The 14,114-nt window shown below is 54.7% G+C and carries 11 protein-coding genes; 4 read left to right on the forward strand and 7 right to left on the reverse strand.

The genetic code is table 11. The annotated features are described in order from the left end of the window. Nucleotides 1–54 precede the first annotated feature (54 nt). From yhdP to csrD, 7 genes are all read right to left on the reverse strand, one after another. Entirely contained in the window at nucleotides 55–3,873 is a 3,819-nt protein-coding gene (yhdP, locus tag WH298_RS07495; protein WP_180822584.1) for an AsmA2 domain-containing protein YhdP, read from the reverse strand. Nucleotides 3,874–3,919: 46 nt separating this feature from the next. Continuing rightward, nucleotides 3,920–5,389: a ribonuclease G gene (gene rng, locus WH298_RS07500; RefSeq protein ID WP_007891980.1), complete on the reverse strand. Its 1,470-nt coding sequence runs from the start codon at nucleotides 5,387–5,389 to the stop codon at nucleotides 3,920–3,922. Then, on the reverse strand, nucleotides 5,379–5,972 hold the full coding sequence (locus tag WH298_RS07505) for a Maf family protein (RefSeq protein WP_007891979.1): 594 nt from the start codon (nucleotides 5,970–5,972) through the stop codon (nucleotides 5,379–5,381). The genes rng and WH298_RS07505 overlap by 11 nt, the downstream gene beginning before the upstream one ends. An 8-nt stretch (nucleotides 5,973–5,980) precedes the next feature. After that, entirely contained in the window at nucleotides 5,981–6,469 is a 489-nt protein-coding gene (gene mreD / locus WH298_RS07510) for a rod shape-determining protein MreD (RefSeq protein WP_007891978.1), read from the reverse strand. Beyond that, nucleotides 6,466–7,500: a rod shape-determining protein MreC gene (mreC, locus tag WH298_RS07515; RefSeq protein ID WP_007891977.1), complete on the reverse strand. Its 1,035-nt coding sequence runs from the start codon at nucleotides 7,498–7,500 to the stop codon at nucleotides 6,466–6,468. The genes mreD and mreC overlap by 4 nt, the downstream gene beginning before the upstream one ends. A 206-nt stretch (nucleotides 7,501–7,706) precedes the next feature. Next, the gene (gene mreB / locus WH298_RS07520) at nucleotides 7,707–8,750 is read right to left on the reverse strand and encodes a rod shape-determining protein MreB (protein WP_007891976.1); all 1,044 of its coding nucleotides are present in this window, start codon (nucleotides 8,748–8,750) and stop codon (nucleotides 7,707–7,709) included. A 308-nt stretch (nucleotides 8,751–9,058) separates the two neighbouring features. Next, nucleotides 9,059–11,005: an RNase E specificity factor CsrD gene (csrD, locus tag WH298_RS07525; protein ID WP_180822585.1), complete on the reverse strand. Its 1,947-nt coding sequence runs from the start codon at nucleotides 11,003–11,005 to the stop codon at nucleotides 9,059–9,061. 324 nt (nucleotides 11,006–11,329) lie between these two features. Between csrD and msrP the strand changes: the two genes are divergently transcribed. The 4 genes from msrP to accB all read left to right on the forward strand — a co-directional run bounded on the left by msrP (nucleotide 11,330) and on the right by accB (nucleotide 14,111). Further along, complete coding sequence (gene msrP / locus WH298_RS07530; protein WP_007891974.1) at nucleotides 11,330–12,334, forward strand: protein-methionine-sulfoxide reductase catalytic subunit MsrP; 1,005 nt, start codon at nucleotides 11,330–11,332, stop codon at nucleotides 12,332–12,334. Next, on the forward strand, nucleotides 12,335–12,937 hold the full coding sequence (msrQ, locus tag WH298_RS07535) for a protein-methionine-sulfoxide reductase heme-binding subunit MsrQ (protein WP_180822586.1): 603 nt from the start codon (nucleotides 12,335–12,337) through the stop codon (nucleotides 12,935–12,937). Nucleotides 12,938–13,169: 232 nt separating this feature from the next. Beyond that, the gene (gene aroQ / locus WH298_RS07540) at nucleotides 13,170–13,622 is read left to right on the forward strand and encodes a type II 3-dehydroquinate dehydratase (protein ID WP_180822587.1); all 453 of its coding nucleotides are present in this window, start codon (nucleotides 13,170–13,172) and stop codon (nucleotides 13,620–13,622) included. A gap of 21 nt (nucleotides 13,623–13,643) precedes the next feature. Further along, entirely contained in the window at nucleotides 13,644–14,111 is a 468-nt protein-coding gene (accB, locus tag WH298_RS07545; RefSeq protein WP_007891968.1) for an acetyl-CoA carboxylase biotin carboxyl carrier protein, read from the forward strand. Nucleotides 14,112–14,114: the final 3 nt, after the last annotated feature.

Genomic DNA, 14,114 nt, shown 5'->3' on the forward strand with positions numbered 1-14,114 from the left:
TCATTATGTGCTCGGATAGTCATAGCCTGCGGCAATTACCCGACGGCGTCAAATTCACTTCTTCTCGTCTTCGCGCGGTTTGCGCAGTACTTCGTTGATTTCCGGCTTATCCAGCGGCCCGCTGATGTGGTAACGCAGCAGTGAAATCTTGTTCCACAGCGGCCCCAATACTTTACTGGCGGCAAACACCGCGGCGCCAACCACCGGGTTGATGACGAAGGCGGTTGCCACACCGACCGAAGCGGAGATTTCCGGTGCGACTACCGCTTCCATATCAATCTGACGCTTCACTAAATCAATGTTGCCCTTCATGGCGATATCCGCTTCCAGACCATCCACCAGCAGGTTATCGGTGCGCATCACACCGTTTTCAATCCACGCGGTGCCGTTGATGGAATCAAAATAGAAGCCGTCGTTAAAGGTATCGCTGAAATCGAAACGCAGCTTACGCAGCAAGGCATCGAAGCTAAACAGACGCAGCAGCTGCCCGGCGCGACCGGTATTCACATCGGCGATCTGTCCTTTGCCAAAGTGGGTTTTCAGCGTGCCGCTCAGCGTCTGTTCCGAAGGCTGCCAGGGTGCAGAACGCCAATGCAGGTCGTAATCGAGTTTAAACGGTGCATCGCGCAGCGGCGTGTTCATGCCGAACCAGTTAGCAGCGTCATTGATATTCTCGCCGCTCAGGCTGCCCTTCAACGAGGTGCGCTGATTGCCGGGTTTATTTACCCATTCGCCCGCCACATTGAGCTTCGAGCTGCCGGAGTCGATTGACCCGTTAGTAAGTGCTAACGTATCTCCCTGTGGCTGCAGCTTCGCCTGCATGTGGCCAAACTTCTGCCCACGCAGCCAGCACTCATCACAATTAAGCTGCAATGCGGGCCAGCTGCTGAAATTAATGTTGCTGCTGCCACCGCTAAACGGCGAGGATTTATCGTCGTTTTTGTCGGCCCATTCAGGATTGTAGTAAAGATAGCTTAGGTCGATCTGCCAGGGGGCATGCTGCGCCGTCTGCAAACTACCGCGTGCTTCACGGCTCTCCAGCTGCAAACGCGTGTTGCCACTTGGGCCCTGAGTAACGGTGGCATTAACGTCATGCCATTGCTGACCGCCGAGCGTCAACGCTGGCGTGCGGATAATGAAATCGCCCGGCAGCAGCGCGCCGCCCACTTCAGGTTCGCCCTGCGCATTGCGTGAGCCGCCAGAACCAGCCAGCATTCCCATCCAGGCTTCACCATCCAGCGCAGGAAGATTCAGCTCCATGCCACGTTTTTCCGGCAGTTTCGGCGTCGTTTTCGCATCGTTCAGCCAAATACCGCGATCAACGCGCAGCTGTGGCTCCAGAATCCAGCGACTGTTGAAACGATGCTGGTCGCGCACGCTGCCGCTCAAGGTAAAGCCTTTTAAATCACCGTTGGCGTTGATGGTAATCGGCATCGCTTCACCGGCTGGTTTATCCAGCGGCGCAGGTAAGTGACTGCTTACTGTTTTGCCATCGCCTTTCAGTTCAACCTTGTAACTCGCGCCACCTTTATGCGGCAGCGTAATATCGACATTCCCCTGCCACGGCAAACTTCCGCCCAGTTGGCGAGCCATCGCTTGCGGCAACATTTTCAGTTTACCTGGCTGCCAATCCCCCAGCAGCTTAACGTTAACGCCGAAATCGTCTGGATTTTCCTGAGTACTAAAGCTAACGCCCGTCGGCTGACCGAACCAGTTCGCCTGCATCTCTTCACTTTCCAGATTACCGTTGTTGTAACGGAACCGGCCGGTGAGGTTATTGAGCGTGGTATTTAAAGGCTTGATGTGCAGAGTGTTGTTGTTCATCACCACATTGCCGCTGGCGTGCACCTGTTCGCCATCCAGCGGGATGTCGAGATTCAGCGAGCCGCGCACATTGCCGCCTATCTGCAACTGCTCCAGCGCTGCGCCGAGTGTCGGTTTCAGCGGGGTTTGCTCGAAATAGTCAGCGATCTGTTTGCCTTCACCGCTGATATCGCCATCAACGATCAGCTTCTCTTTCAGGTAATCCGGAATTACCGCGCTGACGTTACGTGCATCCACTTCGCCGAGTTTGGTCTTCTCCGCCTTCATCCACAAACCGTTGTTGAGGAAGTCGAGATTGATGTCGAGGTTTTCCAATGCCGGCCAGCCGGGCTGGAACTGGAAGGTGGAGTTGCGCAGCGGCACCCAGACTTCAAACATGCCGTCATTGTGCTTGAACGGGAACAGCGAGGGATCGCCGGCAAACAGCAGCGTGGCGTTATCCACCTGCCCGCCTTTAATCGCATCACTTAGATAGTGCGTGAGATCGTGCCCCATCAGCTGTTGTGGGAAATAGCGCCAGGCATCGCCGGCATCGGTGACGCGAATCCCGGCGAGAATATCAAGGCGCGGCGCCTTGCCAAGATTTTGCTGGTAGCGGAAATCACCGTGCGCCCACAGCGAACGCGCCTGCACATCAAGCTGATGTCCATCCAGCGTCAAGCCATTGGCATCGCGCAGCCAGTTAAGCTGACCGGTGATCTGCTTAATCTGCAGCGGCGCCTGGAACATATCACCGTACGGCACTTCGGCCTGGCCCATCGCCACATCCAGCAAGCCGTTGTTCAAGCTGCCGCTGGCGCTACCGCTGAGGTTACTGATGCCCGGCAGCAGTTCCCACTGTTGCCAGGCGAGATCGCGCCATTTCGCCTGCAGGCGCGTCTGGTCTGGCTGCTGCAGTGGAATATCCAGCGCCAGCGCGTCGATGTGGCCACGCGGTTGCAGCGAACGCCAGTTGTCCAGCAAGGTCGGTGAAAGCGGGGCAAACAGCGGAAGGATCGGCGCCAGACGTTCTAAATCAAGTTGCGTAGCACGTACGCGTACTTCCGGCGCACTGTTGGCACCGAGCATTTGCTTATCTTCCGGTTTCCACAGCAGTGAAAAATGTCCCGGCGCCCATGCGATGCCGTCGGTGCTCAAACGGGTTTGCGGTACGGTAAGGCTCCAGCCGTTCTGGAAACGCGACATATGTGCAGTTAAACCATCGACCTGCAGCTGATGATCCCCCTGCTCGCCGCGCCAGCGCGCCCCGCCTTTCCGCAGCAGCAGATCACCGGCGTAGACGTCGCCATCGCGCAAATTCACCCATGCGGCGAGGCTGAAACGCGCGCTTTCGAGGCTGGTATTATCGCGTAGCCATGGGCCAATCCACGGCCGCACATCAACATCATCGGCCTGCATCCAGATGCGACCATCGCTAAGCAAGCCGTTGTTATCGTTGAGATCGAGCCGTACCTGCACCACGCCATGCTGCCCGGTAAAGCTGGAGAGGCTCACTTCACCTTCGGCGCGGTGACGGGTATTTTCGTTTAACCAGGTGAGGCGCGGAATCGCCAGTTCGGCGTGTTGGCCGGACGGCGTAAGAAAGCGAATGCTGCTATCACGCAGATCGAAGTGGTCGAACTGACGCAAAAATAGATCGTTGATTTGTGCTGGTTTGAAGCTGTTTTTCTGTTCGTCGCTGGTGAGCAACGGGTGATTGGTTTCGAGGCGCAGTTGCCAGAAGGTGAGATCGCGGAATTGCCAGCGCCAGTGCAACAGCGATTGCCAGACGTTGAGCGCCAGATTGACGCGGCCGATGGTCAGTTGACCATCCTCCTGCATCGAAACGTTAAGGTTACGCACCTGCAGCGTGGGGCCAAAATTCTCCCATTTACCCTGCAGCTCGCTGGCGTCCACTGTGACGCCGCTGACGCGCGAGATCGTCTGCAGAATATCGCTGCGATAATGGTTGAGGTGCGGCATCACGAGGCGCAACCCGCTGACCAGCAGCGCCACAATAACGATGATTGCGGCGAGCAGCAGTAACAAAATCCTCGGCAACCGCCTCACACACCTCTCCTTGCTGTCCGTTGGCTTACGGAGCTGAACCTCACGATCACATCATGACGACGTCAAACTGCTCTTGGGTATAGAGCGGCTCAACATGAACTTTGACCTGTTTGCCGACGAAGATCTCCACTTCCGCCAGCGCATGTGACTCTTCACCCTTCAGGGCATCGCCCACTGCAGGTGAAACGTACACCAGGAAGCGGTCGGAATCGTAGGCGTGATGCACGCGCACAATTTCACGCATGATCTCATAACAGACGGTTTCAACCGTTTTTAACGTGCCGCGCCCTTTGCACACCGGGCAATCGGCACACAGCACATGCTCAATACTTTCACGCGTACGTTTACGCGTCATTTCCACCAAACCCAGTGCCGAGAATCCGTTAATGCCGGTTTTCACCCGATCTTTGCTCAGCGCGCTTTCCAGCGAATGCAGCACGCGACGACGGTGTTCATCATTACTCATGTCGATGAAATCGATAATGATAATGCCGCCGAGATTGCGCAGCCGCAGCTGACGCGCGATAGCTTGCGTCGCTTCGATATTAGTATTGAAAATAGTTTCGTCGAGGTTGCGGTGTCCGACAAACGCGCCGGTGTTGATATCTACCGTGGTCATCGCTTCGGTTTGATCGATGATCAAATAGCCGCCGGACTTCAGCTCCACCTTACGCTCCAGCGAGCGCTGGATTTCGTTCTCAACATCGAACAGATCAAAAATCGGCTGTTTGCCGCTGTACAGTTCCAGCTTGCTGGCCATTTCCGGAATATATTCACTGGTGAATTCCACCAGCAAATCGCAGGTCAGGCGCGAGTCCACGCGAATGCGATCCAGCGCCGCGCCAGCGAAATCACGCAGCACGCGCTGTGCTAACGCCAGCTCACCGTACAGCAGGCAGCGCGTCTGATTGCGCTTTTTACGTTCGCTGACTTTGGTCCACAAACGCTTGAGGAAAGCAGCATCCTGCGCCAGCTCTTCAGAACCAATACCTTCTGCGGCGGTACGAATAATAAAACCACCGAGATCGTCACAGTAAGCTGCAACCACCGCTTTCAGGCGTTCACGCTCCGCTTCACTCTCAATACGCTGTGACACGCCAACGTGCGAGGCGCCCGGCATAAACACCAGATAGCGCGAAGGTAAAGTAATGTCGGTGGTAAGGCGCGCGCCTTTGGTGCCCAACGGATCTTTTACCACCTGCACCATCAAATCCTGGCCAGGACGCACCAGTTCACCGATGTCGCGCACCACAAAATTTTTCTTCTCATCACCCGCCACGCATTCGGTGTGCGGCATGATGTCAGAGGCGTGCAGGAAGGCGGCTTTATCCATGCCGATATCGACAAAGGCCGCCTGCATGCCCGGCAAGACGCGACTGACGCGTCCTTTATAGATATTGCCCACAATGCCGCGTCGTGCTTCGCGCTCAATGTGGATTTCCTGCAGAATGCCGCCATCAATATAAGCAACACGCGTTTCCGAAGGTGTCACATTTACCAGCAGTTCAGCCGTCATCTTGTCCCCTTAACGCGCGCAGTGACTGAAAATGACTCAGCAGCTCGCCGGTCTCAACCAGCGGCAATCCCACTACAGCGTGATAGCTTCCATTAATCTTGCGGACAAAATTGCCGCCAAGGCCCTGAATTCCGTACGCGCCGGCTTTATCCATCGGCTCGCCGCTGGCGATATAGTGCGAAATTTCTTGCGCCGACATCTTGCGGAATGTCACGTCGGTGGTCACCAGGCAATCCAGCTCGCGCTGCGTATCGGCCAGTGCCACGGCGGTCATCACCTGATGAGTTTGTCCAGACAGCTTGCTCAGCATCTCGGCGGCGTGGGCGGCATCGCACGGTTTTTCCAGTACTTCACCGTTTAGTACCACAATGGTATCGGCACCGAGAACCGGCAGATCCTGTGGTGCTACCGCGACTCCCGCGCGCGCCTTATCAGACGCCAGACGACGCACGTAGGCTTCAGCCGCTTCTTCTGGCTGGCGCTGCTCTTCTACGTGGGTTATCAGGCGTTCAAATTGCAGACCAAGCTGCGTTAACAGCTCACGGCGACGCGGTGAACCAGACGCGAGGTACAGGCTAATCATAGTATTCCTTACTGAACAGCGAATTGACGGCGAATCTTTCTCATCAATAAGAATAGCCAGGGCCAAAGGATGCCGTCGACCACGCTACTCCAGAAGATCTCTGGCCGGAAAGAGACGTTGATCACCAGGAATTCTGCCCAGAAAACAATCACATCCACCGCAAGGGACAGCACCATAACCATTAATGCCTGCTGCCACAACGCTAAGTTTCGGAATAACTGAAATTTAAAGGCCACCAGATACGCGATGATGCTAAACGCCAGAGCACGCACGCCCAGCGTTGAACCTGCCACCAGATCCATTATCGCACCCAGGAAGAAACCCGTGCCGACATTCACCCGATGCGGTAGCGCCAGCACCCAGTAAATGAGGATCAGCAATAGCCATGAAGGCCGGAACATAAAGATTTGTTCCGGCCAGGGCATGATTTGCAGGATGAGGGCAATCAGAAAGGACAGCCAGATAACCCATCGGCCCTGGCTGCGATATCGACTCAAGGCTGGCCTCCGCGTGTGTTCGCAGAATTCCCTTGCGAACGACTGCTGTTAGCCGGCTGCGGCGGCCCCATTTGCTGCGCGGGTTGCATCATGTCCGGTGCCGGCGGGCCCATTTCGCCTGCTGGCGGCAGAACCTGCGGCATCATCTGCATCAGACGTTCATTGGCAACGCGATGTACTTCATCTGGCGCCATCGGCGTTTCGCCATTGCGATCCGCGCCCCACAACAACAGCAAATAGCGCAGACGCTGCAGACCTGCAGCCGGACGCGCCTGAATCACCGTGTAAGCACGCTGTGTATCGACTTTAACCGAGGACACCACGCCGACCGGATAACCTTCCGGGAAACGTCCGCCAAGGCCGGAAGTCACCAGCACATCGCCCACGCGAATATCCGTGTTGCCCGGCAGATGCTCAAGCTGCAGATCTTCGCTACAACCATTGCCAGCCGCAATCACACGAATATCATTACGCAGAACCTGAATTGGCAACGCATGCGAGGCATCGCAAATCAACAAGACGCGGCTGGTCACCTGACCGACCGCAACGACCTGCCCTACCACACCTTTATCGCTTATCACCGGCTGACCTTCGTAAACACCGTTTACGCTGCCTTTATCGATAACCACCTGGTCGGTATAAGGATCGGTTCCGGTTGAAATAACCTGAGTAACCATCTTGTGCTCATCCTGGCGCAGCGGCGAGCCGAGCAGTTCACGCAGACGCGCGTTTTCCTGCTTATATTGCCCCAGCATCAGCAAGTCGCTGTTCTTCAGGAAGAGCTCACGGCGCAGTGCTTTATTTTCCAGCTCCAGCTGCTGACGTGATGCCAGCGTTTCGGAAACGCCATCAAGCAGCTGTCTTGGGCCGTTGGCCAAAAAGTAAAATGGACTGACCGACGTGTCCAGGTAGTTGCGGATCTGGGAAAAGGAGCTCACGCGGCTATCAGCGATAATAATCGCGATAGCTACGATGACTGCCAGAAAGAGGCGCAACTGCAGGGAAGGTCCCCTGCTAAAAATCGGCTTCATAAATTCTGCGTGTTCCTCGACATCAGGGAAGAAGCGTTAGCCTAAATCGCCAACGCCTCCAGGGCTGGACGCATCTCGCCGTGGTGCGCAGGAGCAGCAGCGTCAGCATATATCCCTCGTCCTTCAAACTTCAGATGCGTTTGAATGACTTTGGGTATAGGCGCTATTCCCTGCGCAATTTGACCAGGGCCTCAGCCGGTGAGGAGTTACTCCTCGCTGAACAAATCGCCGCCATGCATGTCGATCATTTCCAACGCTTTACCACCACCGCGCGCTACGCAAGTCAGCGGATCTTCTGCGACAACCACCGGAATTCCGGTCTCTTCCATCAACAGACGATCGAGGTTACGCAGCAAGGCGCCACCACCGGTCAGTACCATACCGCGCTCGGAGATGTCAGAAGCCAGTTCCGGCGGGCACTGTTCCAGCGCAACCATCACCGCACTCACGATGCCGGTCAGCGGTTCCTGCAGCGCTTCAAGAATCTCATTGGAGTTCAGCGTAAAGCCACGCGGAACACCCTCAGCCAGATTACGACCGCGCACTTCAATCTCGTGCACTTCGTCACCCGGGTAGGCAGAGCCAATGCCATGCTTGATACGTTCAGCCGTTGCTTCACCGATCAGTGAACCGTAGTTGCGGCGCACATAATTAATGATAGCTTCATCGAAGCGGTCACCACCAATACGTACAGAAGAGGAGTAAACCACGCCGTTCAGCGAGATCACCGCCACTTCAGTGGTACCACCACCGATATCAACCACCATTGAACCGGTCGCTTCTGAAACCGGCAAGCCAGCACCAATCGCCGCGGCCATAGGTTCTTCGATCAGGAAGACTTCACGTGCGCCTGCGCCCTGCGCAGATTCACGGATGGCACGACGCTCAACCTGGGTCGCACCCACTGGTACGCAGACCAGCACGCGTGGGCTAGGACGCATAAAGCTGTTGCTGTGCACTTGTTTGATAAAGTGCTGGAGCATTTTTTCAGTAACGAAGAAGTCAGCGATAACGCCATCTTTCATAGGACGGATAGCAGCGATGTTGCCCGGCGTACGGCCAAGCATCTGCTTAGCGTCATGACCGACAGCCGCTACGCTCTTTGGGGAGCCGGCACGATCCTGACGAATGGCAACCACAGAAGGCTCGTTCAACACGATGCCTTGTCCTTTTACGTAAATCAGGGTATTCGCGGTACCCAGGTCAATGGACAAGTCATTGGAAAACATGCCACGAAATTTTTTAAACATACTAAGGGATAATCCTGCAAGCTGGGGGCGGAAAATAAAATCCGCCTACTTTACCAACCACGCGAAGCCGCTACAAGGCGCAAAAACGTTCTGCTTCGGTGAAAAAATACGCTGAATAATTTTTTGGCCTGATTGTCTCGCCTTACGCCGCTGTTAAATGGCGTTAACACGCCGTTTTAACCTAAATTTACCCGGCGTTAACGGGGCAATTTCGACATAAAATCTAACATTTCCAGCCGCCAGGATCGCGCGCTCCGGCACAAATAAGTTAAAAACAGACCTCAGCCTGCTTTTCTCGAGCTGAAGGTTTAAATTCGATAACGTTGTGAGTGTTTCTTCACATTACTATTGACCGGCAACGATGGCGCAAAGAAATCGCCCTGCCCGCCCGAAACACCCAATCCCGACAGCGTTTGCCACTCTGCGCGTGTGCGCACGCCCGCGGCAAAAACCTGCGTCGAGGAAGATTTACATACTTCCAGCAAACTCTGCACAAACAGCTGATTTTCAGTACGTCGTTCAATATTTCGCACTAAACCCGGCGCAAGCTTGATCACCTCAATCGGGAATTGCTTGATGTAAGCGCTGCTCACCACTGTCAAACCCGCCTGATCCACCGCAATGCGGCAGCCAAATGTGGTTAATATATGGAAAACCGGCTCTAAACGGTTGAGGTGTTGACAAACGTCAGCCTCAGCAAGTTCAAATAAAAAACGTTTTCTTTGCGATTTGCTGCACTGCAGCAGCAGTTTCTGCAGCCAACGCTGGAAGGGCCGCTGCAGCAGGGAATCAATATTCACCGGTAGTGCCAGCGTTTCATCTGGCCACACTTCAGACAGCGCGGCGATACGTGTAACAAGCTGGCGATCCCAGCTATCCGTCATGCCAAGCTGTAACACTAAGGGCATGAATTCCGCCGAAACCACTTCTTTATCGCCATCGAACACCCGCGCCAGCACTTCACGATGATGGACTTTCCCATCCAGCAGCACCGCCGGTTTTTGGTACAAACGCGGGCCACCGCGGTTCAGGGTATTCTCGAGCAATGTACGCCAGCGCACGCTGCCACGTCCCATATCGAGCGTATTACCTTCGCCAACCGACCAGCTATTGCCGCCCTGCAAAGCTGCGCGGCGCGTTGCCATCTCGACATTTTCCATCACCTGCGACACGCTTTGTCCGCTGCGCCACGCGCTGATGCCGATGTGAATCAGGTCATCGCGATCGACCATGCGCATTGGCGGCAGCGAATCGACGGCATTAATCAACTGATCGGCTATGCTGTTGGCTTCTTTTAAGGTGCGGTGCGGTAGCAGTACAGCGAAATCACTGCGGAAATAACGCGCCAGCAAAGCACCCGGATAGCGCAGCACAAAGGTCGATAACATATTAATCAGGTCAAACAGATACTCTTCCACCAGCGTCGGACCGAGCGTTTCGTGCAGCGTGTCGAGATCGGGTAGACGCACCATCATGACTACGCCGTGCGTACCGACATCCTCCTGATCCTCCAGCAACGTCGCGAGCTGGTTATCGAAGAACAAGCGATTATTCAGACCGGTGCGTGAATCCTGTGCGGCAAAGGCACGAATTAAGGTATCGATGCGTAAACGCTGCTCACCCGCTTCGCGTAAATCTCCCAGCAGCGTATCGATTGCGCGGCTGGCTTTTGGCGGCCACTCAGCAGCATTGTCGCTGCGCGGTATGCGTTCACCCGCCAAAATACGATCGGCACGCGCTTCTAACTGTTCCATATTCTGCCAGCGGCGATTAAGCCAGCGATGGGTCATCACCAGCAGCGCAGACATGATGGCCACGACGGTGAGCAGCACGATCAGCGTATAAGCCCCCGTAAAGGAACGAAACCAGGTTTTAGCGGGATCGAGCACCACTACGCGCAGCTCAAGCCCTGGCGAGTGCGTCAGCGGCAAATCGAACTGAACAAAGCGATTGGGCTCATCTTCTAACATTGGATTTTCGTGGCGGGCTAAACTGAACACTACCGTATCGCCGTTGATCAATTGCATTTGTTCGGCGTTGACCACGGGCATCATGCGCGTCAGCCACTGCGTCATCTCCTGCGGCGATTGTGTAGCAAGCGCTTTATCCACTTCGGTTGCCAGCGTTTGCATCCGTGTTTCCACCCGCTGCTGCGACAGCCAGATAAAACTAAAAACGCAGCCAACCAGCATTAATAACATTGCCAGTAAGCTTAAAAAGGTAATAAACGCAGAAAATTTAGTTGTTAATCGCATCCCTGTGCCTGCATCACTGCGGTTATGAACGGTGTTAATCCGTCGACGCCAGTTTTAGCATTGGCGCAAACCTGAGCAAAATAGCACATATCATGGTGTGATTCAGCGCCAGACTGACATCAAAATCGCACCCTGCAAAACTTAATAAGCGCTACGGCGCGAGTATAGCGTCAAACGATGATCGCCCGACTTTGACGTGGGCTTTTTCGTCCTATTCTCAAAAGGAGGATTTGGCCAGGAAATTTCACATTTTTTCCGCCAGGTTCGCGCCCGACGCTGAAGTTGCGCATGCTAACGCTAATTTACTATTTACAGGAGCACGTCATGAACCTGAAGCACTTGCTGACAGAAGCCGACGTCACGCCAGAAAGCGTCTTTAATATGCGCCGCCGCCAGGTGTTGAAAGCGTTAGGATTAGGCGCAGCCGCAGCCAGCTTGCCGGGAACGGCGCAGGCCGATGTACTGAGCTGGTTTAAAGGCAATAACCGCCCGCCCGCGCCTGCAGGTAGAGAGTTAGATTTTACTAAACCGGCCGAATGGCAGGCGGATTTGCCGCTTACGCCCTTTGATAAGGTTTCCGGCTACAACAACTTCTATGAATTTGGTCTGGATAAAGCCGATCCTGCTGCCAACGCCGGAACGCTGAAAACCGATCCATGGCAGTTGCGCATTGAGGGTGAAGTCGCCAAACCAATGACGCTGGATATGGATGACATCTTCAAGCGTTTTGCGATGGAACAGCGCATTTATCGCATGCGCTGCGTCGAAGCCTGGTCGATGGTCATTCCATGGGTTGGTTTTGAACTGAACAAGCTACTGAAGCTGGTGGAACCCACCAGCAATGCGCGCTATGTCGCATTCGAAACGCTGTACGCGCCAGACCAAATGCCGGGTCAGAAAGATCGCTTTATCGGCGGTGGGCTGGATTATCCCTACGTTGAAGGTTTGCGCCTTGATGAAGCGATGCATCCGCTGACGCTGCTGAGTACCGGCGTGTATGGCAAAGCGCTGCCCCCCCAAAATGGCGCACCCATTCGCCTGACGGTGCCGTGGAAATACGGCTTTAAAGGCATTAAATCGATTGTGAAAATCACCCTGACGCACGATCGCCCGCCAACCACCTGGAGCCAGATCGCCGCCAATGAGTACGGCTTCTACGCCAACGTGAACCCACATGTGAATCATCCGCGTTGGTCGCAGGCCACCGAACGTTTCATCGGTGCGGGCGGCATTCTTAAGGTGGATCGCCAACCTACGCTGCTGTTTAACGGCTACGCCAAAGAAGTGGCTTCACTGTATCGTGGCCTGGATTTACGGGAGAACTATTGAGTGCGCCTCTCTTTACGCCACATCACCGGCCTAAAAGTCGTGCTGCATCTGGCGGCTTTCCTGCCGTTCGTCTATCTCTTTATGGCGGCGAGCCAGGGCTGGCTCAGCGCCGATCCGGCGAAAGATATCCAGCATTTTACCGGCAGAATGGCGCTAAAGTTGCTATTAGCCACGCTGCTGGTCACTCCGCTGACCCGCTATCTTAAACAGCCGCTGCTGATTCGTACCCGCCGCCTGCTCGGCGTATGGTGTTTCGCCTGGGCGAGCTTGCATCTCACCAGCTACTACCTGCTGGAGCTAGGTTACGATCATCTCGGTTTACTGGGCAGTGAGATCATTTCGCGTCCTTATCTGTTACTGGGAATGATCAGCTGGATCACTCTTTGCGCCCTCGCCATCACCTCATTCCAGCGTATGCAGCGCAAACTGGGCCGTGGCTGGCAAACGCTGCACAATGGCATCTATCTTGTGGCGATCCTCGCGCCAATTCACTATTTATGGTCAGTGAAAGTGCTGTCACCGCAGCCCGTGATCTACGCCGTACTGGCGATTGGGCTGTTAGCGTGCCGTTACAATAAGTTGCGTAAACTTCTGCAGAGATAATCCCCGCAAGGTTGTGTTCCTCCCGCGAGATCTGTTAAAACGTGTGGCCTTCGGGCCACATCCGATCAACTTCGCAGATAAGACCAGTATTTTGCTGCGAATGGCGACGAAACGGATATAATGCCCGGCTTTATTGCAAGCCACGTCTTCTTTTTCATCCGCAAGGGTGACAAATGCAAGACGTCGCGGTATTTTACGCGATGCCTTACTGATTGCAGGAGATAGCAGCAAGATGGCGCACAAATTTCACATACTGCTTTTGAACGGTCCCAATCTGAATTTACTGGGAACGCGCGAGCCTGATAAATATGGTCACACCACGCTGGCACAAATTGTCGGCGATCTGACGCAACAGGCCGATCAGCACCATGTGAAATTGAGTCATTTGCAATCGAACGCAGAGTTTCAGTTGATTGACCGTATTCACGAAGCCCGCGGCAATGTGGATTACATCATCATCAATCCTGCTGCGTTCACGCATACCAGCGTTGCACTGCGTGATGCCCTGTTGGCGGTTAGCATTCCTTTTATAGAGGTGCATCTCTCAAATGTGCATGCACGCGAGCCGTTCCGACATCACTCCTATCTTTCCGATGTATCTGCCGGCGTCATCTGTGGACTTGGCACTGATGGATACTCTTGGGCTTTACAAACGGCAGTAAAACGCCTGTCACATTCCAATTAAACAGAGTACGGAACCACACTCATGGATATTCGTAAAATTAAGAAACTGATCGAACTGGTTGAAGAGTCTGGCATCTCCGAGCTGGAAATCTCCGAGGGCGAAGAGTCCGTTCGTATCAGCCGTTCACCTGCAAATGCCGGCTACCCGATGATGCAGCAGGCGTACGCTGCACCAATGATGCAGCAGCCTGCGCTGGCGACCGCCGTTGCTCCTGCGGCACCGGTTGCAGCAGAAGCCGCTAAACCAGAAATCAGTGGCCACATCGTGCGTTCACCGATGGTTGGCACCTTCTATCGCACCCCAAGCCCGGACGCGAAAGCCTTCATTGAAGTCGGCCAGAAAGTGAACGCCGGCGACACGCTGTGCATCGTTGAAGCGATGAAAATGATGAACCAGATCGAAGCCGACAAATCCGGCGTTGTGAAGGCAATCCTGGTCGAAAGCGGCCAACCGGTTGAATTTGACGAGCCGCTGGTCATCATCGAATAACGA

This window comes from Pantoea nemavictus (assembly GCF_037479095.1).
In the GTDB taxonomy this organism is placed as follows: Bacteria; Pseudomonadota; Gammaproteobacteria; order Enterobacterales; family Enterobacteriaceae; genus Pantoea; species Pantoea nemavictus.